The organism is Aminobacter sp. BE322, from assembly GCF_050433525.1.
Classification (GTDB): domain Bacteria; phylum Pseudomonadota; class Alphaproteobacteria; order Rhizobiales; family Rhizobiaceae; genus Aminobacter.
Genome location: NZ_JBNPXB010000011.1, coordinates 64,237 through 88,633 on the forward strand (window position 1 = coordinate 64,237; position 24,397 = coordinate 88,633).

25 protein-coding genes are annotated in these 24,397 nt (G+C 66.6%); 20 read left to right on the forward strand and 5 right to left on the reverse strand.

Annotated features, from left to right (window positions below; all coding sequences use genetic code 11):
- Positions 1-12: 12 nt before the first annotated feature.
- The 3 genes from cmk to J2X50_RS16275 all read left to right on the forward strand — a co-directional run bounded on the left by cmk (position 13) and on the right by J2X50_RS16275 (position 3,895).
- Entirely contained in the window at positions 13-657 is a 645-nt protein-coding gene (cmk, locus tag J2X50_RS16265) for a (d)CMP kinase (RefSeq protein ID WP_429096552.1), read from the forward strand.
- A 164-nt stretch (positions 658-821) separates the two neighbouring features.
- Positions 822-2,519, forward strand: coding sequence for a 30S ribosomal protein S1 (gene rpsA / locus J2X50_RS16270; RefSeq protein ID WP_429096554.1), 1,698 nt, complete (start codon positions 822-824; stop codon positions 2,517-2,519).
- A gap of 233 nt (positions 2,520-2,752) precedes the next feature.
- Positions 2,753-3,895 (forward strand): alpha/beta hydrolase, encoded by a 1,143-nt coding sequence (locus tag J2X50_RS16275; protein ID WP_429096673.1) that lies wholly within the window; start codon positions 2,753-2,755, stop codon positions 3,893-3,895.
- A 54-nt stretch (positions 3,896-3,949) separates the two neighbouring features.
- On the opposite strand, the gene J2X50_RS16280 is transcribed toward J2X50_RS16275, so the two are convergent.
- From J2X50_RS16280 to J2X50_RS16290, 3 genes are read right to left on the reverse strand one after another with little or no spacing between them, the layout of a single operon-like run.
- Positions 3,950-4,657 (reverse strand): SDR family NAD(P)-dependent oxidoreductase, encoded by a 708-nt coding sequence (locus J2X50_RS16280; RefSeq protein WP_429096556.1) that lies wholly within the window; start codon positions 4,655-4,657, stop codon positions 3,950-3,952.
- 37 nt (positions 4,658-4,694) lie between these two features.
- The gene (locus J2X50_RS16285; protein WP_429096558.1) at positions 4,695-6,269 is read right to left on the reverse strand and encodes a 5-guanidino-2-oxopentanoate decarboxylase; all 1,575 of its coding nucleotides are present in this window, start codon (positions 6,267-6,269) and stop codon (positions 4,695-4,697) included.
- Entirely contained in the window at positions 6,266-6,910 is a 645-nt protein-coding gene (locus J2X50_RS16290; RefSeq protein ID WP_429096674.1) for a TetR family transcriptional regulator C-terminal domain-containing protein, read from the reverse strand. The genes J2X50_RS16285 and J2X50_RS16290 overlap by 4 nt, the downstream gene beginning before the upstream one ends.
- 234 nt (positions 6,911-7,144) lie before the next feature.
- Here J2X50_RS16290 and J2X50_RS16295 point away from each other — a divergent pair, with 234 nt between their 5' ends.
- The 6 genes from J2X50_RS16295 (at position 7,145) to J2X50_RS16320 (ending at position 12,142) form a co-directional block, all read left to right on the forward strand.
- A complete protein-coding gene (locus J2X50_RS16295) occupies positions 7,145-7,957 on the forward strand; it encodes an ABC transporter ATP-binding protein (protein ID WP_429096560.1) in 813 nt (270 codons plus the stop codon).
- Positions 7,958-8,011: 54 nt separating this feature from the next.
- A complete protein-coding gene (locus tag J2X50_RS16300) occupies positions 8,012-8,788 on the forward strand; it encodes a transporter substrate-binding domain-containing protein (protein ID WP_429096561.1) in 777 nt (258 codons plus the stop codon).
- 216 nt (positions 8,789-9,004) lie between these two features.
- Positions 9,005-9,736 carry an ABC transporter permease gene (locus tag J2X50_RS16305; protein WP_429096676.1) on the forward strand — a complete coding sequence of 244 codons (732 nt, stop codon included), beginning with the start codon at positions 9,005-9,007 and terminating at the stop codon, positions 9,734-9,736.
- Complete coding sequence (locus tag J2X50_RS16310) at positions 9,733-10,542, forward strand: ABC transporter permease (RefSeq protein ID WP_429096563.1); 810 nt, start codon at positions 9,733-9,735, stop codon at positions 10,540-10,542. Before J2X50_RS16305 ends, J2X50_RS16310 begins: the two co-directional genes overlap by 4 nt.
- A 3-nt stretch (positions 10,543-10,545) precedes the next feature.
- Positions 10,546-11,571, forward strand: coding sequence for an Ldh family oxidoreductase (locus J2X50_RS16315; RefSeq protein ID WP_429096565.1), 1,026 nt, complete (start codon positions 10,546-10,548; stop codon positions 11,569-11,571).
- Between the two features lie 187 nt (positions 11,572-11,758).
- Positions 11,759-12,142, forward strand: a complete 384-nt coding sequence (locus tag J2X50_RS16320) for a hypothetical protein (RefSeq protein ID WP_347965654.1) — start codon at positions 11,759-11,761, stop codon at positions 12,140-12,142.
- A gap of 175 nt (positions 12,143-12,317) precedes the next feature.
- Here the strand turns inward: J2X50_RS16320 and J2X50_RS16325 are convergent, their stop codons facing one another.
- Positions 12,318-12,515 carry a CsbD family protein gene (locus J2X50_RS16325; RefSeq protein WP_429096567.1) on the reverse strand — a complete coding sequence of 66 codons (198 nt, stop codon included), beginning with the start codon at positions 12,513-12,515 and terminating at the stop codon, positions 12,318-12,320.
- 199 nt (positions 12,516-12,714) lie between these two features.
- Here J2X50_RS16325 and J2X50_RS16330 point away from each other — a divergent pair, with 199 nt between their 5' ends.
- The 3 genes from J2X50_RS16330 (at position 12,715) to J2X50_RS16340 (ending at position 15,079) form a co-directional block, all read left to right on the forward strand.
- Positions 12,715-13,167 (forward strand): DoxX family protein, encoded by a 453-nt coding sequence (locus tag J2X50_RS16330; protein ID WP_429096569.1) that lies wholly within the window; start codon positions 12,715-12,717, stop codon positions 13,165-13,167.
- Positions 13,168-13,320: 153 nt separating this feature from the next.
- Entirely contained in the window at positions 13,321-14,295 is a 975-nt protein-coding gene (locus tag J2X50_RS16335; RefSeq protein ID WP_429096570.1) for a complex I NDUFA9 subunit family protein, read from the forward strand.
- 16 nt (positions 14,296-14,311) lie between these two features.
- Complete coding sequence (locus J2X50_RS16340) at positions 14,312-15,079, forward strand: sulfite exporter TauE/SafE family protein (RefSeq protein ID WP_429096572.1); 768 nt, start codon at positions 14,312-14,314, stop codon at positions 15,077-15,079.
- A 131-nt stretch (positions 15,080-15,210) separates the two neighbouring features.
- Here J2X50_RS16340 and J2X50_RS16345 read toward each other — a convergent pair whose 3' ends face one another.
- A complete protein-coding gene (locus J2X50_RS16345; protein ID WP_429096574.1) occupies positions 15,211-16,017 on the reverse strand; it encodes an undecaprenyl-diphosphate phosphatase in 807 nt (268 codons plus the stop codon).
- 160 nt (positions 16,018-16,177) lie between these two features.
- Here J2X50_RS16345 and J2X50_RS16350 point away from each other — a divergent pair, with 160 nt between their 5' ends.
- From J2X50_RS16350 to dapB, 8 genes are all read left to right on the forward strand, one after another.
- Positions 16,178-16,870 carry a glutathione S-transferase family protein gene (locus J2X50_RS16350; RefSeq protein ID WP_429096576.1) on the forward strand — a complete coding sequence of 231 codons (693 nt, stop codon included), beginning with the start codon at positions 16,178-16,180 and terminating at the stop codon, positions 16,868-16,870.
- Entirely contained in the window at positions 16,851-18,014 is a 1,164-nt protein-coding gene (gene queG / locus J2X50_RS16355) for a tRNA epoxyqueuosine(34) reductase QueG (RefSeq protein ID WP_429096578.1), read from the forward strand. Before J2X50_RS16350 ends, queG begins: the two co-directional genes overlap by 20 nt.
- Entirely contained in the window at positions 18,011-18,925 is a 915-nt protein-coding gene (locus J2X50_RS16360; RefSeq protein ID WP_429096580.1) for an SDR family oxidoreductase, read from the forward strand. The genes queG and J2X50_RS16360 overlap by 4 nt, the downstream gene beginning before the upstream one ends.
- A 90-nt stretch (positions 18,926-19,015) precedes the next feature.
- A complete protein-coding gene (gene mepA / locus J2X50_RS16365) occupies positions 19,016-20,113 on the forward strand; it encodes a penicillin-insensitive murein endopeptidase (RefSeq protein ID WP_429096582.1) in 1,098 nt (365 codons plus the stop codon).
- A 91-nt stretch (positions 20,114-20,204) separates the two neighbouring features.
- The gene (locus J2X50_RS16370) at positions 20,205-20,576 is read left to right on the forward strand and encodes a methylglyoxal synthase (RefSeq protein WP_429096583.1); all 372 of its coding nucleotides are present in this window, start codon (positions 20,205-20,207) and stop codon (positions 20,574-20,576) included.
- Positions 20,577-20,611: 35 nt separating this feature from the next.
- A complete protein-coding gene (locus tag J2X50_RS16375) occupies positions 20,612-21,628 on the forward strand; it encodes a glucokinase (protein ID WP_429096585.1) in 1,017 nt (338 codons plus the stop codon).
- A 34-nt stretch (positions 21,629-21,662) separates the two neighbouring features.
- Positions 21,663-23,564 (forward strand): ABC transporter ATP-binding protein, encoded by a 1,902-nt coding sequence (locus J2X50_RS16380; protein WP_429096587.1) that lies wholly within the window; start codon positions 21,663-21,665, stop codon positions 23,562-23,564.
- Positions 23,561-24,370 (forward strand): 4-hydroxy-tetrahydrodipicolinate reductase, encoded by an 810-nt coding sequence (dapB, locus tag J2X50_RS16385; protein ID WP_429096589.1) that lies wholly within the window; start codon positions 23,561-23,563, stop codon positions 24,368-24,370. Before J2X50_RS16380 ends, dapB begins: the two co-directional genes overlap by 4 nt.
- Positions 24,371-24,397: the final 27 nt, after the last annotated feature.

Below are 24,397 nucleotides of genomic sequence, written 5' to 3' on the forward strand. Positions count from 1 at the left end.
ACCGCACGAACGATGCCGAACTCCATCACCATCGCGATCGACGGACCGGCGGGCGCCGGCAAGGGCACGCTCGCCCGCCGCCTGGCCGACTATTACCACCTGGCGCTGCTCGACACGGGACTGACCTATCGCGCGGTCGCGCAGATGCTGATTGAGAAGGGCTGGCCGCTCGACGATGTCGGCCACGCCATCGAAGCGGCGAAGCTGGTCGATCTCGGGCAGCTCGACCGCAAGGTGCTCTCTGCCCATGCCGTCGGCGAGGCAGCCTCAAAGGTGGCCGTCATTCCCCAAGTGCGGAAGATCCTGGTCGACAAGCAGCGCGAGTTCGCACGCGCGCCGCAAGGGGCGGTGCTCGACGGCCGCGACATCGGAACCGTCGTCTGCCCCGACGCCGACGTGAAGCTCTATGTCACGGCCAGCGCCGAAGTGCGGGCCCAGCGCCGTCTGGCCGAGATCGAAGCCAATGGCGGCACCGCCGATTTCGCCGGCATCCTCGCCGACATCCAGCGCCGCGACGAGCGCGACACCGGCCGCGCCGATTCGCCATTGCGGCCCGCCGACGACGCGCACTTGCTCGATACGTCGGAAATGGATATAGAAGCCGCGTTTTCTGCAGCCAGGGACATCGTCGATCGGGTCCTCGGAAGCTGGAAATAGGCCGAAATCCTCGGATTTCACCGCTAAACCGACTTGCCAGCATTCTTCTTGCGCCGATTTGCCGCTTCAGGCGGCCAAGGGCTTTCAGCCCGGAATGCAGGCAGGCCAACGCAACACGAACCCACGGCGCCGCTCCCGCAAGGCGGGACGCACCAGGAGATCCAATGTCACAAGCCAATCCCTCCCGCGACGATTTCGCGAGCCTGCTCGAAGAGTCCTTCTCGGACGGTCACTCGGGCGAAGGCCAGGTCGTCAAGGGCATCGTCACGGCCATCGAAAAAGACATGGCCATCATCGACGTCGGCCTGAAGGTCGAAGGCCGCGTGCCGCTGAAGGAATTCGGCGCCAAGGGCAAGGACGGCGCGCTCAAGGTCGGCGACACCGTCGAGGTCTATGTCGAGCGCATCGAAAACGCGCTTGGTGAAGCCATGCTGTCGCGCGACAAGGCGCGCCGCGAAGAGAGCTGGGTCAAGCTCGAAGAGAAGTTCACCAAGGGTGAGCGCGTCGAAGGCGTCATCTTCAACCAGGTCAAGGGCGGCTTCACCGTCGATCTCGACGGCGCCGTTGCCTTCCTGCCGCGTTCGCAGGTCGACATCCGTCCGATCCGCGACGTCACCCCGCTCATGCACAATCCGCAGCCCTTCGAGATCCTCAAGATGGATCGCCGTCGCGGCAACATCGTCGTGTCGCGCCGCACCGTTCTCGAAGAGAGCCGCGCCGAGCAGCGTTCGGAAATCGTGCAGAACCTCGAAGAAGGCCAGGTGGTCGAAGGCGTGGTCAAGAACATCACCGACTACGGTGCGTTCGTCGACCTCGGCGGCATCGACGGCCTGCTGCACGTCACCGACATGGCCTGGCGCCGCGTCAACCATCCGACCGAGATCCTCAACATCGGTCAGACGGTCAAGGTGCAGATCATCCGCATCAACCAGGAAACCCACCGCATCTCGCTCGGCATGAAGCAGCTCGAGAGCGATCCGTGGTCGGATATCGGCACCAAGTTCCCGATCGGCAAGAAGATCACCGGCACCGTCACGAACATCACCGACTACGGTGCGTTCGTCGAGCTCGAGCCGGGCATCGAAGGCCTCATCCACGTCTCGGAGATGTCGTGGACCAAGAAGAACGTCCACCCCGGCAAGATCCTGTCGACCACTCAGCAGGTCGACGTGGTCGTGCTCGAAGTGGATCCGGCCAAGCGCCGCATCTCGCTGGGCCTCAAGCAGACGCTCGAGAACCCGTGGGAGGCTTTCGCCCGCAACCACCCGGTTGGTTCGCAGGTCGAGGGCGAGGTCAAGAACAAGACCGAGTTCGGTCTGTTCATCGGTCTCGACGGCGACGTGGACGGCATGGTGCACCTCTCGGACCTCGACTGGAACCGTCCGGGCGAGCAGGTCATCGAAGAGTACAACCGTGGCGACATGGTCAAGGCTCAGGTGCTCGACGTCGACATCGAGAAGGAGCGCATCTCGCTCGGCATCAAGCAGCTCGGCCGTGACTCGGTCGGCGAAGCCGCGACGTCGGGCGAACTGCGCAAGAACGCCGTCGTGACCTGCGAAGTGATCGCGATCAAGGACGGCGGCCTCGAAGTCCGCCTGGTCGAAAGCGGCATCGAGACCTTCATCAAGCGTTCCGACCTGTCGCGCGACCGCGACGAGCAGCGCCCCGAGCGCTTCGTCGTCGGCCAGAAGGTCGACGCCCGCGTCATCGCCTTCGACAAGAAGACCCGCAAGCTGCAGGTCTCCATCAAGGCGCTGGAAATCGCCGAAGAGAAGGAAGCGGTTGCCCAGTACGGCTCGACCGACTCCGGCGCTTCGCTCGGCGACATCCTGGGTGCTGCCCTGAAGAACCGCGGCAACTAAGTAGCCCGGGCTTCAAGCCACCTGACATCGAAACCCCGCCGGAGCGATCCGGCGGGTTTTTTTCGTTTCGGCCACAGCCGCGACGAGATTGCGAAGCCGAAGTGATGCCGGAATGCTTCAGGGCGAAAGCAGAATTCATCGCCGGCCTGCCCCAGCGGCGCCTGCGCGGTTGCCGCAACAAGGAATTGCTGCTCTTAAATCGCGGACTTGCTGCCCGCGTTCAGAGCCTGACCATGCCCAAGTTGCGTTTTCTGACGTTTGTCCTGGTGTTGCTGGTCCTGTCAGGCTGCGGCGGCCGGGCCGTGCTCGGCCTCAATGATGGCAAGGAAGGCGAATCCGCCGCCGTCGTGCCGATCTACGTCGCAACCATGCGGGCCCGGTCGAACGACCTGTCGCTGCCCTATTCGTCCGAGCGCGCCAAACAGCTCAACTTCGCCAAATTCGAAATCGGCATCCCGAAGACGCATGTCGCCGGCGAGGTCGAGAGCGCCAGCCGGTCGCCCAGCCCGGCGCGCAACTTCGTCGCCCGCACCTTCCGGCCCTATGACGAGCAGGCTCAGTTCGTCGCCGCCCTCGACGCAGACCTGATGCGACGGCCCGAGGCCGAACGCGAAATCTTCATCTTCGTGCACGGCTACAACAACAACTTCGCCGACAGCATCTTCCGCAACGCCCAGATCATCCACGACTACAAAGTCAAGTCGGTGGCGCTGCACTATGCCTGGCCGTCGGCCGGCTCGCTCCCGCTCTACGTCTATGACCGCGACAGCGCCGCCTATAGCCGCGACGGTCTCGCCGACACCATCGAGATCGCCGCGCGCACCAAGGCCAAGCGCATCGTGCTCGTCGGCCATTCGATGGGCAGCTACGTGGTGATGGAGGCGCTGCGCAGCCTGTCGCTCAGCGGCCGCGACAAATACATCAGCCGCATCAACGGCCTCGTGCTGGCCGCGCCCGACATCGACATGGACTTGTTCCAGAGCCAGCTGCGCGACATCGACGACCTGCCGGACCCGTTCACGATCCTGGTGTCGACGCGCGACAAGGCGCTCAACCTGTCGGGCGGGCTAACCGGCGGCCACCCGCGCGTCGGTTCCGGCGCCGATGTCGCCGCCCTCCAGGCCGAGAACATCACCGTGCTCGACACGTCCAATCTCGACGGCGGCAGCCACGGCGTCTTCGCCAGCTCGCCGACGCTGATGGCGCTGACGGCAAAGGGCGGACTGATGAACGACGTTACCGAGAGGGGCGAGGGCGCGCCGGCCGAAACCATCCTTGCCGACGGCGGCCAGGTCATCAAGGGCGCGGCCTCGCTGGTCATCTACCTGCCGGCAAAGCTGCTCGGCGTGCCGAATGGCGGCCTGCTGACGCAGTAGATAGATCGATGGGTTTCACTCTCGAGCGGAGCGCCGGGCCATCGCGTCCACCTCTCAGGCGCGTCCGTAAATCGCCGCCACCGTACCGCTGGTGACCAGGTTGGCCGGCGAGGCGAGCTGCGCAATGGAGGCCGCGGCGGCTTCGAGGCTGACCCATTTGGCGAAATCCGCTTTGGGCATGGCGTCGCGGTTGGCCTTGGTGTCGAGCGTCGACGGCGCAACCGCATTGACCAGGATGTCGGCGCCCTTCAGCTCCTCGGCGAGCGCCACGGTCAGCGCTGCGACGGCCGCCTTGCTCGCCGCGTATGAAATCATGCCGCCGCCCTTGCGCGGCTCGATGCCGGCGCGGGCCGAGACGTTGACGATGCGGCCGCCGGCCCTGCCGGCGAGCATAGAGCGGGCAGCTCCGCGGCAGCAGAGAAAGGCGGTCCCCGCGTTGAGGTCCATCATTCGGCCAAACTGGTCCGGATCGACGGTCTCGATCGCACCCATGTCGAAGCCGCCGGCCGCATGGATCGAGGCCCAGAGGCCGGGGATGGCGTCGTAGAAGGCGTCTACGGCCCTGGCGTCGGTCAGATCGACGTCAGTTGCGATTTGGACCCGGTCATGGCCGGCGAACTCGAAACCATCCGGCGCTTTCGACCGGCTGACCGGCAAGTGGCAGATGGCCCCCTCGCCAAGCAGATGCTTGGCGACGGCGGCGCCCAGCGCGCCGGTGGCGCCGGTGACGACGACATGCCGGCCCTCGAAACTCTTGGTCATGATCGATCAACTCCCGTGAAGTGCCGCGATGCGCGGCCTATTCTACGGTGATTTCTATCAGGCAGGGTTTTCCCGTCGAGCGGGCCTTGAGCAATGCACCGCCGAGCACTGCGATTTCCGTGAGGCGTTCGGCCTGGAGCCCATAAGCCCGGGCAACCAGCGCAAAATCCGGCGGCACCGGCGACACGCCGACCGGCTCGACGCCGGCGTCCAGCATCGAAGTTTCGATCTCGCGATAGCCGCGATTGTTCCACACGACGAAGATGACGGGCGCCGCAGCATCAAGCGCGGTCCCCAACTCCGGCAGGGTGAACTGGAAACCGCCGTCGCCGCTGAGGCAGACGACGGGCGCATCCGGCACGGCCAATGCCGCGCCGATCGCCGCCGGCGGCCCGAAACCGAGCGCGCCGTAGCCGGTCGCGGCGTTGAACCAGCCGCCCGGCCGGTCATGGTCGTAATAGAGATTGGCGGCGTAAACCGGCTGGGTGGAATCGCCGACGATGATCGCGCCCGGCAGGGCGTCGCGGATCGCCTCGACGACACTCACCTGCTTCCGCATGGCGGGACCGATCTCCTGCCATGCTGCTTCGCGGGCGGATCGGGCGCGCTCGGCGCCCCTTGCCTGGCGCGCTGCGCCAATGTCGGCGCCCAGCCCCGCAAGTGCTGCTCCCGCATCGGCCAGGATCGAAACCGCCGCGGGGCGCCGGCCAAGCTGCATCTCGTCGACGTCGATGCGGATCAGGCTCTTCGGCATCACGAAGCCGCCGTCGCCGTACATGTCGTAGTCGGTCGGGCCGAACTCTGTGCCAACGGCGATCACGAGATCGGCCTCCGCCATCAACGCCCTGACCGCCTCGAGGCTCGGGCTTGCCGGCACGTTGAGCCGATGCCGGTGCATCAGTCCGCGCCCGTTGGCCGTGGTCACGACCGGTGCATCGAGCGTCTCGGCCAGCGCCTTGAGTTCAGCCCCGGCCCGGCGCGCCCCGCCGCCCGCCAGGATCAGCGGCCGCTTTGCCGCGTTGACCAGGGGCTGCGCTTCGGCAAGCGCGCGCTCGCCGGGAACATGCGCGACGGCACGCTTCGGCAATGGTTTCAGCCCTTCCGCCGGCTTGCCCATGACATCGAGCGGTATCTCGATATGCACCGGTCCGGGCCGCCGCAACGCGAAAATCTCGAAGGCCTTGGCGATCGCGCCGGGCAGTTCGGCTGCATCGGTTACGCGCCGCGACGACAGCGCCACTTTCTCCATCATGCCGCGTTGGTCGGGCAGTTCGTGCAGGAAGCCCAGGCCCTTGCCCAGGGTGGGCATGGCGTTGACGCCCGAAATCACCAGCATCGGCACCGAATCGGCACGCGCCTGCGCCATGGCTGTGATGGTGTTGGTCAGGCCCGGCCCGGTGATCACGAAGGCGACGCCCGGCTTGCCCGAGGCACGGGCATAGCCGTCGGCCATGAAGCCCGCGCCCTGCTCGTGGCGCGGCGTGACATGGCGGATCCTCGACCTTGCCAGCCCGCGATAGAGCTCGATCGTGTGCACGCCGGGGATGCCGAACACAGTGTCGACGCCATGCGCCTCGAGCAGCCCTATCAGCGCCTCGCCGACCGTCGTCATGCAGCCTTCTCCCGCAACTTCAAACCCAGCAATGTCTCTACCGAGCTCACGCCGACCTCGCTCAGCTCGCTCGCGCCGAACATGTCGCCGGCGAGGCAACCCTCGATCCAGAGCCCGTCGATGATGGCGTTGATGGCGATGGCGTGGCGACGCAATTCGGGCCGGTCCGCCCGACCGCCGGCCTCGGCGAGCACCTCGGCCACCAATGCTTCGACCTCGTCGCGAAATCCCAAATAGCCGGCACGGTGCGCCGCCCCAAGCGCGACGTCCGAACCCGCGCGCCCGATGAAGCTCGCCCACAGTGAGAAGGTACGCGCGTCGACGACAGGGGGCACGAGGCTGGCCTCGACGAAGGCCGCGAGCCGGCGTCGCGGCGCCCGCTCGACATTTTCGAGGGCCGATTTCGCCAGCTCGGTCATGCGGCTCATGACGGTGGCGTAGGCCGCCTGCAGCAGGTCTTCCTTGCCCGGAAAATAGTGCCTGATCAGCCCGGCGGTGACGCCCGCGCGCAATGCGATGGCACGAACCGTGGCGCCAGCCAGCCCGTTTTCGGCGACGCAGTCCAGCGTCGCCTCGATCAGGTCCTGCCGGCGGCGCTCCTCGCCTTCCCGGCGGAATTTTCTCCGCGCGGCGACTGCCATGTCCACCTTCGCTTCTTCCGGAAAACCGCCGAACTTGGCCCTTCCAGTATTTATACACTTGCATAACAAAGCGGCAAGTGCCGTAATGGGCGCACAAAAGAAGCGGGAAATGGTGCCGTTGACGCCGCAAGGCCGAAAGGTCCATCTTCACCGCCCAGGGGAACTTCGCGACGCGACCATGAGCAGCCGATTGCCAGCTGACAGGAAGACGTTCACGCGCCGGAGCCATCGCTGATGGCTGCCGTCGACGCAGCCCGGCCCCCGATCCAGACCGACGGCACCGCCGCCGAAGCCATCCACGTCGAGAACCTGCACAAGCGGTTCGGCCAGTTGCATGTGCTGAAGGGCGTGTCGCTGTCGGCGCGCGACGGCGAGGTTGTGGCGATCATCGGCGGCTCGGGCTCGGGCAAGTCGACGCTGCTGCGCTGCATCAACTGCCTGGAGAACCCGACGAGCGGCATCATCCGGGTCAATGGCGAGGAGATTCGGCTCAAGCCCAATGGCCGCGGCGACTGCGTGCCGGCCGACCGCCGCCAGATCGAACGCATACGCTCGCGGCTCGGCATGGTGTTCCAGAGCTTCAATTTGTGGAGCCACATGACGCTCATCGAGAACGTCATCGAGGTGCCCGTGCACGTGCTGGGCATCAAGCGCACCGAGGCCATCGCCGAGGCCGAGCGCCTGCTTGCCCGCGTCGGCCTTGCAGAGAAACGCGACGTCTACCCGGCGTTCCTGTCGGGCGGGCAGCAGCAGCGCGCCGCGATCGCGCGTGCGCTCGCCATCCGGCCGCGTGTCATGCTTTTCGACGAACCGACCTCGGCGCTCGATCCGGAACTGGTCGGCGAAGTGCTCAAGGTCATCGGCGATCTCGCCCGCGAAGGCCGCACCATGGTGCTCGTCACGCACGAGATGAAGTTCGCCCGCGAGGTGGCGACCCACGTCATCTATCTGTGCAACGGGCAGGTGGAGGAAGAGGGTCCGCCCGAGCAGATCTTCGGCGCCCCGAAGTCGGAGCGCCTCAAGCAATTCATCCGCAGCATCGGATAGCGCGGAGGAAGATCAGGGGAACATCCGAACAACGAAATAGACGGGAGTGAAAGCATGAAAGCACTGCTTGCAACTGCGGCCCTCGCCCTTGCGCTCGGCTTCGCCGGCACCGCGAGCGCCCAGGCGATCAAGGTGGGCATGGCGCCCGAGCCCTATCCGCCCTTCGCTTCGCCCGACGCCTCCGGCAAGTGGGGAGGCTGGGAGATCGACATGATCAACGCGCTCTGCACCGAGGCCAAGCTGGAGTGCGAAATCAGCATGACCGCTTGGGACGGCCTCATCCCCGCGCTCAACTCCAAGAAGATCGACGCGATCATGAACTCGATGTCGATCACCGAGGAGCGCAAGAAGTCGATCGACTTTTCGGACAAGTACTACAACACGCCGACCGGCATCGTCGGGGCCAAGGACGCCAAGTTCGGCGCGACGCCGGAAGGGCTGAAGGGCAAGATCCTCGGCGTCCAGGTGTCCACGGTGCACGAGGCCTACGCCAAGAAGCACTTCGCCGACGTCGCCGCCGAGATCAAGATCTACCAGACCCAGGACGAAGCCCAGGCCGACCTGGCCGCCGGGCGCATCGATGCGGTCCAGGCGGACTCGCTGTCGCTGAAGACCTTCCTCGACAGCGACCAGGGCAAGGCCTGCTGCGACCTGAAGGGCGACGTCGCCGAGGATCTCGAAGTGCTGGGGCCGGGCGTGGGTGTCGGACTGCGCCAGGGCGACGCCGAGCTCAAGGACAAGTTCAACGCCGCCATCAAGGCGATCCGGGACAACGGCAAATACGCCGAGATCACCAAGAAGTATTTCGACTTCGACATCTACGGCAAGTGAACTGCTTTAGGCGGCGGGTAGGAAACTGCCCCTCCAAGATAGGCACGGCGCCGGTGACCTCCCTCCCCCTTGTGGGGAGGGATACAGGATGGGGGTCCGATAGGGACCGATTGCACGGCAGTCACCCCCACCCCTACCCCCTCCCCACAAGGGGGAGGGGAATTCCGTTTCCCAACACTCCTGAGGATCACGCCCATAGAGCACCTGCTGAACCCGCTGCTGCAATCCGCGACGGTCGAACTGCTGTCGATCACCCCGCCAGGCTGGGGCAGCAACCTTCTGCGCGGCCTGGCGAATTCCATCCAGATCGCCGTCGGCGCCTTCGGGCTCGGCCTCGCCATCGGCATCGGCGGCGCCTGGGGCAAGCTTTATGGCGGCCCGATGATGCGCGACCTGATGGAAATCTACACCACCATCGTACGCGCCGTACCGGAACTGGTGCTGATCCTTCTGCTCTATTATGCCGGAACCGACCTCATCAACCGGGGCCTGGAAAGCTTCGGCTACGCCACGATCGACATCAACGGCCTCGTCGCCGGCATCGCCGTGCTCGGCGTCGTCCAGGGGGCCTACGCCACCGAGGTCATCCGCGGCGCCATCCTCGCCATCCCGCAGGGACAGATCGAGGCGGCGCGGGCCTATGGCATGCCGCCCGGCAAGATGCTGAGGCGCATCACCTTGCCCGCAATGCTGCCCTTCGCCATTCCGGGCCTCGCCAATCTCTGGCTCATCGCCACGAAGGACACCGCACTTCTCGCCGTGGTCGGCTTCAACGAGCTCACCCAGGAGACCCGCCAGGCAGGCGCCACCACCAAGGCCTACTTCACCTTCTTCGTCGCCGCGGGCGTGCTCTATCTGCTCCTGACCCTGTTCTCCAACGTCATCATCGGCCGAATCGAACGCTGGGCGCGGCGCGGCATGCCGCCCGTGGCGGAGGCCGGCCAATGACGACAGCGGCCAATACGCATCCGCTCGAAGCCTCGCGCTCCGCCTGGCTGCAGCCGCACCGCATCGTGCTCATCGGCATCGCCCTGGCGCTGGTGGCCTGCGCGGCGCTCTTCCTGCGCTGGGAGTGGCTGCCCGCCTATTACTATCTCGCCCTGCTCGGCATCTGGCGCACGATCTGGATCCTCGTCGTCACCTCGGTGCTCGGCTTCCTTCTCGCCGTGCCGCTGGGCCTTGCCCAGGCCGCCGGGCCGTTCTGGCTCGCCTGGCCGGCCAAGGCCTTCTGCACCGTCATCCGCGGTACGCCGCTGCTGCTCCAGTTCTGGCTTCTCTACTACGGGCTCGGTTCGCTGTTTCCGCAATTCCCGTGGATCCGCCAGTCCGAGCTGTGGCCGATCTTGAGACAAGCCTGGCCCTATGCCGTCGTGGCGCTGACCCTTTCCTACGCCGCCTATGAAGGCGAGGTGATGCGCGGCGCCTTCGCTGGCGTGCCGCGCGGCCAACTCGAGGCCTCGCGCGCATTCGGCATGAGCCCCTGGAAGCGGTTCCGCCGCATCTGGCTGCCGCAAGCCATCCACCGCGCCCTGCCGACGCTTGCCGGCGAGACGGTGCTGCAGCTCAAGGCGACGCCTCTCGTCGCCACCATCACCGTGATCGACATCTACGCCGTGGCGTCGCGCGTCAGGCAGGACACCTTCATCGTCTACGAGCCCTTGCTGCTGCTCGCCTTGATCTATCTCGTGATCACGGGAATCATCGTCTTCGCCTTCCGCAAGCTGGAGGCGCGTATTCCGTCTCGATTGGGATAGGCCATGACCGAAAAGCAGCCCGAAACCGTCACCCTCGATCTCGAGCAGGCCCGCTCGCTCTGCATCGCCGCGGCGATGGGCGCCGGCGCCTCCGAGGAGACCGCGCGCTCGATCGGACTGGCCGCCGTCGCCGCGGAGGCCGACGGCCAGGCCAGCGTCGGCCTTTCCCATTACATCGACTATCTCGAGTCGCTGGAGGCCGGCCGCATCGACGGCAAGGCCGAACCGGTAGTCACGAGACCGGCGCTCGCCATCTATCTTTCCGACGCGCAGGGCGGTGCCGCGCACACCGGCTTCGATCGCAGCTTCGAGGAGATCGCCAAGGCGGCACGCCTGTTCGGCGTCACCGTGTTCGCCCAGAAGAACGCCTACACCTGCGGCGCGCTCGGCTATTTCACCGGCCGCCTCGCCGAGGCGGGACTGGTGGCGATCGCGGCAACCAATGGCCCCGCGCTCGTCGCCGGCTCGGGTTCGACGAAGCCGGTCTTCTGCACCAACCCGATGTCGCTCGCCGCACCCGCCGCCGACGGCCCGCCGCTGGTCATCGACCAGTCGTCCAGCGCCACCGCCTTCGTCAACGTCCGCAAGGCCGCCGAGGCAGGCGACGAAATCCCCGAGGGCTGGGCACTCGATGCCAGGGGCAAGCCGACCACGGACCCCAAGAAGGCGATGAAGGGCGTGCTGCTTGCCTTCGGCGGCGCCCGCGGGGCCAATGTCGCCTTGATGGTCGAGGTGCTTGCGGCCGGCATCTCGGGCGCCAACTGGTCGGTCGACGCGCCATCGATAAGCTCGGGGGACCGCACGCCGGGCACCGGCCTGTTCATCGTGGCACTCGACCCCAAGCTGTTCGACCCGGACTTCGAGCAGCGCATGCGGGCGCAGCTCGGCCGCCTGTCGGAGCAGTATCACGTCCACATTCCCGGTCCGGCCAAGGCGGCCGCGCGCGCCCGCTCCGAAGCCGAGGGCATCACCGTGCCGGCCGCCATCCACGCCCGCATCGCCCAATTCGCAGCCCGAAACTCCGGCTGATCCGGCACTTCAAAAAAATTCGATCCTCCGTTTGAACCTTTGTCCCGGCCGCTGCGACCCAGCCATGTCCAGGGCGAGGTGAGCTCGCCCGATCAACACCGGGGGGAACCCAAACCGAAAGACCGTTCCGACGCGGAAGCGCTTGTTTCCGCGGCCCCGAAACGCAACCTCGAAAAGGGAAACAATCATGAAGACCAAGATCACGATCCTGACCGCAGTGCTTCTCCTTGCAGGCGCAATCGGCAGCGCCAACGCCGCCGGCGGCTTCTCGGCCGGCTCGGGCGGTGGCGACCGTCCGTCGGGCCCGAGCGACATCTCCGATGCGCCTGGCGGCGGCGGCCCCTCGGGTCCCGGCGACATCTCCGACAAGCCGGGGAACGACAAGCCGTCCGGCCCGAGCGACAAGGCTTCGTCCAACGGCGGCGGCGCCACCGAAGACAAGTACTGCAAGAACGGTTCGAGCAAGTTCCCGGCCTGCAACGCCAAGTTCGTCCAGGCGTGCAAGGCCGCAGGTGGCACGATGTCGGGTCAACAGGGCTGGGGCGGCAAGACCTGCTGGGAGCCCTCCTGACGCCGGCCTCGGCGACGGCCTGACCAAAACGTCGGTCGCCCGCATCAGCGCCACCCGGAAAACCCCGCCCCTGGCGGGGTTTTCTGCATCAAGGAACACCTCTTGCGTCAAGAAGCCCCGCCTCGGGCGGGGTTCTGGGGACGGGCGAATCGACCCGCCGAAATTTGGACGCCGTTCAGTGGCGCATCAGCCAGTTGTCGATCTCGCGCTCGGCCTCTTCCCGTGCCTTGCCGTAGCGGGCCTGGAGCTTGCCGGTGAGTTCCTTGCGCTTGCCATTGATGACATCGAGATCGTCGTCGGTCAGCTTGCCCCACTGGGTCTGGACCTTGCCCTTGAACTGCTCCCAATTTCCTTCGATCTGGTTCCAATTCATTCTGTTTCTCCTTCTGGATTTGCACGACAGGTCCGCCGCACTGGTTCCTGAACGCCTCCGAACGGGCTCGGTTCCCCTCTCACGATCCCGCATTCACAAAAAGATGACTTGTAATGTCATCTTCCGGCCAGATCGAGTTGATTTGGGTTGCTGGCGCCTGCGCGGGGCGGCAACACGATTACAAACATGGAGACCCTCTTTGGCCCTTACGACCGAGACGACCGGCCGCCGCCTGTTCATTCCCGCCCTGCGCGGCCCCTACGCGAGCCTGCACGATTCCGCCGAAACGATCCTGCGGGTCATAGCCGGCGCTGCCCTCGTCACCCATGGCCTCGCCAAGATCGCCGACCCGTTCGGCGCCGCCGGCATGGTCGAGGGGCTGGGCTTCTATCCCGGAACGTTCTGGTCGCTGCTCCTGTCCGGCACCGAATTCTTCGGCGGCATCTTCATCGCACTCGGCCTGTTGACGCGGCCGGCCTCGGTCGCCGCCATGTTCGTGCTCGCGGTCACGGTCTGGTTCCATTGGGTGACGATGGGCCAGGGCTACGAAGGGGCGGAGAAGTCCATCCTCTGGACGGCGATCTTCCTGTTCTTCGCGGTCCGCGGCGGCAACCGGCATTCGGTCGACGCGCGTCTCGGCCGCGAGTTCTGATCCTCAGGACAAGAATGCCTCCCAAGGCTGTCCACCCGCCCGCGCCACATCGGCGCGGGCCGCTCCAGGCGGTCGCTCGATGATTGCCTTTTCCGCGAAACGGGCTAAGAAACGCTGACAATCCAAGCCGTTCAGGCGCCACCGGAGCCAGCGATGACCGAAATCCTCCAGACCCCGCAACTCGTCACCGTCTTCGGCGGGTCCGGCTTCATCGGTCGCCACGTCGTCCGCGCGCTGGCCAAGCGCGGCTATCTGGTGCGCGTCGCCTGCCGCCGCCCCGACCTCGCCTACCACCTCCAGCCGCTCGGCAATGTCGGCCAGATCCAGCCGGTCCAGGCCAACCTGCGCGTGCGCTGGTCGGTCGACCGCGCCGTCCAGGGCGCAGCGCATGTCGTCAACCTCGTCGGCATCCTGCACGAAAGCGGCCGCCAGCGGTTTTCGACAGTGCAGGAATTCGGCGCCCGCGCCGTCGCCGAGGCCGCACGTGCCGCCGGCGCCACGCTCACCCACGTCTCTGCCCTCGGCGCCAACGCAAACTCAGCCTCGCTCTATGCCCAGACCAAGGCGCGCGGCGAAAAGGCGGTCCACGACACGCTGCCGGACGCGGTGATCTATCGTCCGTCGATCGTCTTCGGCCCCGAGGACACCTTCTTCAACCGCTTCGCCAACATGGCCCGCTTCTCGCCCGTCCTGCCGCTGATCGGCGGCGGCGAAACCCGCTTCCAGCCGATCTATGTCGGCGACGTCGCCGAAGCGGTGGCGCGCGCCGTGGACGGCAAGATCAAGGGCGGCACGATCTACGAGCTTGGCGGACCGCAGGTGCTGAGCTTCAGGCAGTGCATGGAAGAGATGCTCGAGGTCATCGACCGCAAGCGGACGCTGGTCGCCGTGCCGTGGTGGGCGGCCAACCTGCAGGCCTCTATCCTCGGCCTGCTGCCCAATCCGCTGCTGACCAAGGACCAGGTGATCCTGCTGCGCAGCGACAACGTCGTCTCCAAGGCCGCGCAGGACGAGGGCCGCACCATCGCCGCCGTCGGCATCGCGCCCAAGACCACCGCCTCGATCCTGCCGAGCTATCTCTGGCGCTACCGCGCCGCCGGCCAGTTCACGCACAGGACGATGGCCTGACGCCGGCGGGGCGCAGATGGACGCCCTGGCCGCCCTTCTCCCCGATGGACTCGACCCGCTTGTGGCGGGCCTGCTGGTCGTCGCCAGCGCCTTCACCTCGGCCCTGACCGCCGCCTTCGGCGTCGGAGGCGGCGTCGCCATGCTCACGCTGATGGGCCTGTTCGTGCCGGTCGCCGCCCTCATTCCGGTCCACGGCGCGGTCCAGCTCGGCTCCAATACCGGCCGCGCCTGGCACCAGCGTGCCAATGTGCGCGTGGATGTGGCTGCGCCCTTCATCGCCGGCAGCGTCATCGGCGCGATCATTGGCGCCTTCGTGGTCGTGCAGCTGCCCGACGCCCTGCTCAAGCTGGTGCTCGGCGTGTTCGTCATCGCGATCACCTGGACCAAGATACCCGGGATAGAGAAACTGACGCGCACGGGACTTGCCATCGGCAGTGTCGTCGTGGCGCTCGTCGGCATGCTCGTGGGTGCCACGGGGCCGCTGGTTTCGGTGCTGTTCGCGCAGTTCTTCGCCAACGACCGCAAGGCGCTGGTCGCCACCCATGCCGCCGGCATGGTAGCCCAGCACGGGCTCAAGATCGTGGTCTTCGGGCTCGCGGGCTTCGCGTTCCGGGACTGGCTCCCGCTCATCGCGGCGATGATCGTGTCGGGCTATCTCGGCACCGTCTACGGCACCAGGCTGCTCGAGCGCATGCCGGAGGAGAGCTTCCGCAAATGGTTCAAGATCGCCATCACCGTGCTGGCGCTGGACCTGCTGCGAAGGGGCTTGGCCGGCATTCTCTGAACGCCCCTCATCTGGCCCTTCCGGCCACCTTCTCCCTGTTGGGAAGACGAGGAAGGCGCGGCGCTGAACATCTCCACTTCCCGCCGGGGAGTGGACGACCGAGAACAGCGGAGAGCTGGCGGGAGCCCCGCTCAGCCCCAGATCATCAACGCGATCAGCCCGACGCCGCCGACGAGCAAGCGCCACCAGCCGAACAGCGCGTAGCCGTTGCGCGAGACGTAGTCGAGCAGGTGGCGGACCACGAACAGCGCGGTGATGAAGGCGGCGGCAAAGCCGATGCCGATCACCGGCAGGTCGGCCGCCGACAGGACGTCGCGGTTCTTATAAAGGTCGTAGGCGAAGGCGCCGGCCATCGTGGGCATGGCGAGGAAGAACGAGAATTCCGCCGCCGCGCGCTTGTCCACGCCCATGAGCAGCGAGCCGACGATGGTCGCACCCGAACGCGACGTGCCCGGGATCATCGCGAGCGTCTGGAACAGGCCGATCTTCAGGTAGACCGACAGCGGGAACTCGGTGATGTCGTGGTACTTGGCCTTGAGTTCGAGCTTGTCGAGGAACAAGAGCACCAGTCCGCCGAGAATGAGCATGATACAGATCAGGATCGGCGTCTCGAACAGCACCGTCTTGATGAAGCCGTGCAGGAGGACGCCGAGCACCGCCGCCGGCAGGAAGGCGATGAGGATGCCTGCGACGAATCGCTGCGTCTTCGGGTCGCGGGGCAGGTCTACGGCCATCCGCCACAGCTTCGCGGCGTAGACCGAAAGGATGGCCAGGATCGCGCCGAGCTGGATCAGGATCTCGAAAGTCTTGCCGGTGGAGTTGAAGCCCAGGAAATGGCCGGCAAGAAGGATATGCCCCGTCGAAGAAACGGGAATGAATTCAGTCAGCCCCTCGAGCACCCCGAGAAGTAGCGCATCGACGATCGTCTGGTTTTCCATCGCATCCCCGCGAGCTGGTTCATTCGCGATTGCTTGTCACGGAACGGAACTCACCCTATAGGTCGGTTCGCCCGAGAGCCCGGTGAACCGGGCCCAGTTGCTCTAGCGGCCAAGCGGGCGATTCGCCAGAGCGCCCTCGTTCACGAAATTTCGCAGGATCATGCTGACGCTTTTCCATCACCCCATGTTCGCGACCTGCCGCTTCGTCCGTCTGGCGTTCGGAGAGTACGGCGAGGAGCTGGCGCTGATCGAGGAGAAGCCGTGGACGCGGCGCAAGGAATTCCTGACGCTCAATCCCGCCGGAACGCTGCCGGTGCTGCTCGCCGAAGGCGACGTGCCGATCGTCGGCGCGATGATCATTTCGGAATATGTCGACGAGACGCGCGGCGTGCTCAAGCGCGACCGGCGTCTGTTCGCCGAAGACCCCATGGAGCGCGCCGAGATCCGCCGCCTGGCGGACTGGTACCTGACCAAGACGGAAGGCGAAGTGACGCGGCACCTGGTGCGCGAGCGCGTGCTGAAGCCGCAGATGCCGGAATCGGCCGGCGGCGGTTCGCCCGATTCGGCGGCCATCCGCGCCGCCCGCGCCAACATCCGCCAGCACATGAAATATACCAACTGGCTGGCCGGCACGCGCCACTGGCTCGCCGGTCCGCGCATCACCTATGCCGACCTCGCCGCCGCTGCCACCCTCTCGGTGCTCGACTATCTCGGCGAGATCGACTGGCGCGAATATTCGTCCGCCCGCGAGTGGTACACCAGGGTGAAGTCGAGGCCATCGTTCCGGCCGCTGCTCGCCGACCGGGTGCGCGGGCTTAACCCGGCATCGCACTATGCGGACCTCGATTTCTGACAAGGCGCTGCGCCAGCTGATCGAGCGCGAAGCGACCCGCGCCGGCTTCGCCGCGATCGCCGTCACCCGCCCCGACGCCATCCCGCTTGCGCCGGCACGCCTCGCCCAGTTCGTCGGCGAAGGCCTGCACGGCTCGATGGCCTGGATGGCCGAGACGCTGGAGCGCCGCGCGGCCCCTGCCGTACTCTGGCCCGAAGTCCGCTCGATCGTCGTGCTCGCCATGAACTACGGGCCCGACGAGGATCCGCGCGAGCTGCAGGCCAGGCCCGACCACGCCGCGATCTCGGTCTACGCCCGCAACCGCGACTACCACGACGTCATGAAGGGACGGCTCAAGGAGATCGCCGGCAAGATCGTCGCCCGCGCCGGCGGCGACGTGAAGGTGTTCGTCGATACCGCCCCGGTGATGGAAAAGCCGCTCGCCGAAGCGGCAGGGCTCGGCTGGCAGGGCAAGCACACCAACCTCGTCAGCCGCGAATTCGGCTCCTGGCTGTTCCTCGGCACCATATTCACGACCGCAGAACTCGCGCCGGACGCGCCCGAGATCGACCGCTGCGGCTCGTGCCGTGCCTGCCTCGACGCCTGCCCCACCAATGCCTTCCCGGCACCCTACCGGCTCGATGCGCGGCGCTGCATCTCCTACCTCACCATCGAGAACAAGGGGCCGATCCCGCACGAATTCCGCGACAAGATCGGCAACCGCATCTATGGCTGCGACGACTGTCTCGCCGCCTGCCCGTGGAACAAGTTCGCAAGAGCCGCTTCCGAAGCCAAGCTCGTCGCGCGCGACGAGCTGCGCGAACCGCGCCTTGCCGACCTGCTGTCGCTGGACGACGCTGCCTTCCGTACCCTGTTCTCCGGCTCGCCGGTCAAGCGCATCGGCCGCGACCGGTTCGTCCGCAACGTGCTCATTGCTGCCGGCAATTCGGCCGATGCCACGCTCGCCGACCCGTGCCGGGCGCTGCTGTCCGATCCGTCACCGCTGGTGCGGGGCACGGCCGTCTGGGCATTGTCGCGGCTCCTTCCCGCAGCGACGCTTTCTGCCCTTGCGCAACAGGCGCTGAAGGCCGAAAGCTCAGCCGACGTCGTCGCCGAGTGGCAGGCGGCGTTGGCAATCGGGGAAGCGGAACAGGCGCAGGCATGAGCGAACAAAAGGTCTTCATCTTCGGCGCCGGCTATTCCGGCAAGGCCTTCGCGCGCGTGCGGCCACAGGCCGTAGCGGTCGCCGGCACCACGCGCTCGCCGGAAAAGTTCACCGGCCTCGAGGCGGCCGGCATCGAGCCTTTCGTGTTCAACGGCCGACTGTCCGCCGAAATCAGGGCCAAACTCGAGGAGACCACGCATCTCGTCGTCTCCGCCGCCCCCAACGACGACGGCGACCCCGTGCTCAACGTGGCGCATGATGCAATCGCCCACCACATGCCGCTGCTGCGCTGGGTCGGCTATCTTTCCACGGTCGGCGTCTATGGCGACTATGGCGGTGCCTGGATCGACGAGACTGCGCAATGCCGGCCGAAGCCCGGCCGCTCGCAGATGCGGCTGGACGCCGAGCGCGAGTGGCACGAGTTCGGCGAGGAAACGGGCCGGCCGGTCGCCATCCTGCGCCTGTCGGGCATCTACGGCCCGGGCCGCAACGCCTTCGTCAATCTCGCCAACGGCACGGCGAAGCGCCTGGTCAAGCAAGGCCAGGTGTTCAATCGCATCCATGTGGCCGACATTGCCGCGGCACTCTGGTTCCTCGCCGATGGGGAGTATGGCGGCACCTTCAACGTCACCGACGACCTGCCCGCGGCGCCGCAGGACGTGGTTACCTATGCCGCCGGGTTGATGGGCGTGGCACCGCCGCCGGAAATTCCTTTCGAGACCGCCCAACTTTCGCCCATGGCGCGATCCTTCTATGGCGAGAACAAGCGCGTCTCCAACACGGCGATCAAGGCTCTGGGCTACACGTTCAGCTTTCCCGACTACCGCGCCGCCCTGGACAGCATGTGGGCGGACGGCTCCTGGCGCGGCGAGGGTGACGGCGACAAGCGCAGTCCGATACGGCGGACCTAGTGCGAGCGGCGATTCGAGTGAGACAGTGACGCCGGAATTTACCTTTAGGTAACCATGGCGGCGCAAGCTTTGCGGAGAGGGTCAAACCGCATGACGTCATTTTTTCGCAGATTTGCCGGACGGGCGGCGCGGCTCGCGATGGTCGCGGCCACGCTCGGCATGATCGGCCTCGACCTGCAGGCGGCCGGCGCCGCCGAGCTTGCCAAGGATCTGTTCGGCAGCACGAAATTGCCGGCGGCGACGGCTGCGCGCTCCTATGGCTTCTATTCCAAGGGCTGCTTCGCCGGCGGTGTGGCCATCGCCACGGATGGTCCGACCTGGCAGGCCATGCGGCTGTCGCGCAATCGCCGCTGGGGCCATCCGGCAATGATCTCGCTGATCGAGAAGCTGTCACGCGACGCCGTCGCGGATGGCTGGCCGGGCCTGTTGATCGGCGACATCTCCCAGCCGCGCGGCGGTCCGATGCTGACCGGCCACGCCTCCCACCAGATCGGCCTCGACGCCGATATCTGGCTGACGCCGATGCCCGACCGCAAGCTCTCCGCCACCGAGCGCGAGAACATGAGCGCGGTGCTGATGGTCGACGAGAAGACCCACCTGGTCAAGGACAAGCTCTGGACGCCGGCGCATACGCGCCTGATCAAGCGGGCGGCGAGCTATCCCGAAGTCGAGCGCATCCTGGTCAATCCGGGCATCAAGAAGAAGCTCTGCGACACCGTCACGGGGGACCGCTCCTGGCTGCGCAAGGTGCGTCCCTTCTGGGGCCACGACTATCATTTCCACATGCGCATCGGCTGCCAGGCCGGGTCGAAGGGCTGCGAGGAACAGGACGCGACGCCGGCCGGCGACGGCTGCGACAAGTCGCTGGCCTGGTGGTTCACCGAAGAACCCTGGCGCCCGGCGACCGGACCCGAAAAACCCAAGGCGCGCGACATCATGACCATGGCGAGCCTGCCCAAGGAATGCCGCGCCGTGCTCGCCGCGCCCTCGCCCGTCAACGAAGCGGCGGTCACCGTCTATGGCGGCGGCGCCGCTTCGGCCGTGGTCGCCGCCCCGGCACCCGCAGCTCCGAAGGTCGCAGAGACCCCGACCGTCACCGATCCCGGCACGCCGGTCAGCGCGGACGCCTATGCGCCCCGGCCGTCAGTCGACATTCCGCTGCCGCGGCCCCGCCCGGCGAAACCATGAGCCGGGCCGCTCGGCGCTTCCAAATCGGCGGAAATCCGTTTATGGGATTTCAACCGATTTAAGCATCACGGAAACGACTGTGACCCCAGCCTTGCGCGTCGCGCTGATCGCCCATGACCAGAAGAAGGACGACATGGTCGCATTCGTCGGCGATCATGCCAGGTTCCTCGAGACCTGCCATATCGTCGCCACCGGCACGACCGGCCAGCGGGTGCTCGCGGCCTGCCCCGGCCTGAACCTGACGCCATTGAAGAGCGGCCCCCTCGGCGGCGACCAGCAAATCGGCGCGCTGATCAGCGAAGGCAGGATCGACGCGGTGATTTTCTTCGTTGATCCGCTGACGCCGATGCCGCATGACGTCGATGTCAAGGCATTGATGCGGCTCGCCATCGTCTACGACATTCCGATGGCGTTGAACCGCGCGACCGCCGAGATCATTCTGGAAAATCAAGAGAACGGCTGAAGCGCCGCGACCAACATCTGGGAACCAGACCGGGCATGTCACATCCGAGCGAGCAGGCACTCCCCTTCCCGATCCTGATCGGCGACATCGGCGGCACCAATGCGCGCTTCGCCATCGTCGAGGGCCCCGACAGGGAGGCCGGAGAGCCGCGCATCGTCCAGACGGCCAGCTACGCCAGCATCGACGACGCCATCCTTGCCGTTCTGGACGGGCAGCCGGTGCGCCCACGCTCGGCGGTGCTCGCGGTGGCCGGGCCGGTGGAGGGCGAGGAGATCGCGCTCACCAATTGCCCGTGGGTGGTGCGCCCGAAAGAGATGTTCTCGACCCTCGGTCTCAGCGACATCCTGGTGCTCAACGACTTCGAGGCCCAGGCGCTGGCGGTCGTTGCCCTCGGCAACGAGCATGTGGAGAAAATCGGCCCCGGCGATCCCGAGGAGGGTGCCGGCCGCGTCGTGCTCGGGCCCGGCACCGGGCTGGGCGTCGCCGGCCTCGTGCACGCGCTCGGCCGCTGGATTCCCGTCCCCGGCGAAGGCGGCCACATGGACATCGGCCCGCGGAGTGCACGCGATTTCGAGGTGTTTCCGCACCTGGAGAAGATCGAAGGCCGTATCTCGGGCGAACAGATCCTGTGCGGGCGTGGCCTGGTCAACTCGTACCGCGCCGTAGCCAGGGCCGACGGCAAGACGCCCAAGCTCACCCAGCCGGCGCAGGTCACCGCGGCCGCGCTCGACGGCAGCGACCCGATCGCCGAGGAGGCGCTGGAGCTGTTCGTCACCTGCCTCGGCCGCACCGCCGGCGACCTGGCACTCGTCTTCAAGAGCAAGGGCGGCGTCTATCTCACCGGCGGCATCGCCCAGAAGATCGTGCCGGCGCTGAAGAAGGGCAATTTCCGCGAGGCTTTCGAGGACAAGGCCCCGCATCGCGAGCTGATGGCCTCGATGCCCGTCTATGTCATCACCCACCCGCTTGCAGCCCTCGCCGGGCTGGCGGCCTATGCGCGCACGCCCTCGCTCTTCGGCATCGAGACAGGCGACCGGCACTGGCGCGTCTAGGCGCGGCCAAAAGGCGGTTTCCCCGCCGGGCTTCATGCTCTATGAGGGCATCGCGAGCGTGCGGGAGGCCAATGGGATAACCGGCTTGAATTCGAATAAGTCAAAACGCGGCCGGGCCGTTCCCGGCGAGGTCGTCGCCGTCATCAAGCGCATCGCCGCCGAGAACGGTCGCGACTTCGTCTGGCACTATGCACTTGCGGCGGCGTTCCTGGCCATCATCGCCGGGACCACGGCGTTCACCGCATGGATCATGCGCGATATCGTCGACGAGATCTTCTACCGGCAGCGCGCCGACCTCATCGTCCTCATCTGCCTGTCGATCGTCGCCGCCTTCGTGCTGCGCGGCATCGCTACCTACGGTCAGGCCGTGATCCTCGCCAAGGTTGGCAACAACCTCGTCGCCCGCTACCAGCGCCGGCTCTTCGACCATCTGATGAAGCTCGACATGGAGTTCTTCTCCGCGACGCGCTCGGGGCAGGTCGCCGCCCAGATCAACGAAAATGTCAGCGGTATCCGGTCGATCCTCAACATCACCGTGACCTCCATCGCCCGCGACTTCGTGTCCCTGATCGGGCTGATTGCAGTGATGGTGTTCCAGGATCCGATCCTGTCGCTTTTCGCACTGTTGATCGGTCCGCCGCTGGTCTACTTCGTCGGCCACCTGATGCGCCGGCTGCGAAAGCTGAACCGCGACGCCATCCTGGTCAATTCGCGCCTCATCGGGGCCATGCAGGAGGCAGTCCAGGGTATGGCCATCGTCAAGGCCTTCACCATGGAAGACCAGCTGTCGGGAAAGATGCACCACCTGGTGTCCGACTCCGAGGCGCGCTCCAACAAAATCGCCCGCGTATCCGAGCGGCTGTCGCCGATTTCCGAGATGCTCGGCGGCTTCGTATTCGCCACCGTCATTGCCTATGCCGGCTACCGCGCAACCTTCGGCGCTCAGCCGCCCGGCACGATCGTCGCCTTCCTCACGGCGATGATCCTCGCCTACGACCCGGCCCGCCGCCTCGCCCGCACCCAGGTCGGGCTCGAACGCGCCCTGGTCAATGCGCGCATGATCTACGAGGTCCTCGACACCGAACCGCGCCAGGACGACGCCATCGGTGCAGGCCAGCTCCGGGTCGGCAAGGGCGACATCGTCTTTGACCGCGTCGCGTTCTCATACGGCCCCGAGACCGCGGTGCTGCGCGACCTGAGCTTCACCGCGAAGGGCGGCACGACCACGGCCATCGTCGGCGCGTCGGGTGCCGGCAAGTCGACGCTGGTGGCGCTCCTGCAGCGCTTCTACGACGTCGACAGCGGCAGCATCAGCATCGACGGCCAGGACATAGCCTCCGTCACCAAGCGTTCGCTGCGCCAGTCGATCGCCTTCGTCTCGCAGCAGCCCTATCTGTTCGAAGGCACGATCCGCGACAACATCCGCTACGGCCGCGCCGACGCCACCGACGCCGAGACCGAGGAGGCGGCTCGCCTGGCCTTCGCCGACGAATTCATCCGCCAGCAGACCGAAGGATACGACACTGCCGTCGGCGAAAACGGTGCAACGCTGTCCGGCGGCCAGCGCCAGCGCATCTCCATCGCCCGCGCGCTCGTCCGCAATGCCCCGATCCTGCTGCTCGACGAGGCGACGTCGGCGCTCGACAACGAATCGGAAGCGCGCGTCCAGGCGGCGCTCGCCACCGCCACCAAGGGCCGCACCACCATCGTGATCGCCCACCGCCTCTCGACGGTCGTCAACGCCGATCATATCGTGGTGCTGGATCAGGGCCGGCTTGTCGAGGAAGGCACCCATGCCGGGTTGATGGCCAACCCCAACAGCGTCTACGCCCGCTTCCACAACCTCCATGACGAGGCCGGACTCGGGCTGGTGGACGACTTGGGCACCGATGAGGGATTGTCGCGCGCAGGCGCCGGCACAGGGAGCAAGCTATGAGCGACATGGGTCTGGTGATCGTGGGGGCAGCCGGCCGGATGGGCCAGGTGCTTCTGCGCACCGTGCATACGATGGATGGCGTGCGCGTGGCCGGTGCGGTCGAACGCGCCGGCTCGCCGCATCTCGGCAAGGACGCAGGCGAGATGGCCGGCGTCGGCATCATCAACGTCGAGATCACAGACGACCCGCTGGCCGCCTTCGCCAAGGCCGACGGCGTGCTCGATTTCACTGCGCCTGCGGCAACCGTCGAATTCGCCGGCTACGCCGCCCAGGCGCGCATCGCCCACATCATCGGCACAACCGGCTGCTCACCCGAGGACGACGCCAAGATCGCCGCGGCGGCGCGCCACGCCACCATCGTCAAGTCCGGCAACATGAGCCTCGGCGTCAACCTGCTGGCCGTGCTGGTCGAGAAGGCCGCCCAGGCGCTCGGCCCGAGCGACTTCGACATCGAGATCCTGGAAATGCACCACCGCCACAAGGTCGATGCCCCGTCGGGCACGGCGCTGCTCCTCGGCGAGGCGGCGGCACACGGCCGCAAGATCGCGCTGGCCGACAAGAGCGTGCGGGTGCGCGACGGCCATACCGGCGTGCGCGAGAGCGGAACCATCGGATTCGCCACGCTGCGCGGCGGCTCGGTCGTCGGCGACCATTCCGTCATCCTCGCCGGAACCGGCGAGCGCATCACCATGTCCCACCAGGCCGAGGACCGAGGCATCTTCGCCCGCGGCGCCGTCAAGGCGGCGCTCTGGGCGCACGGCAGAAAGCCCGGCCTCTATTCGATGCGCGACGTCCTCGGCCTCTAGTCCGTTCCAAATCCAGTCTCATCCAAG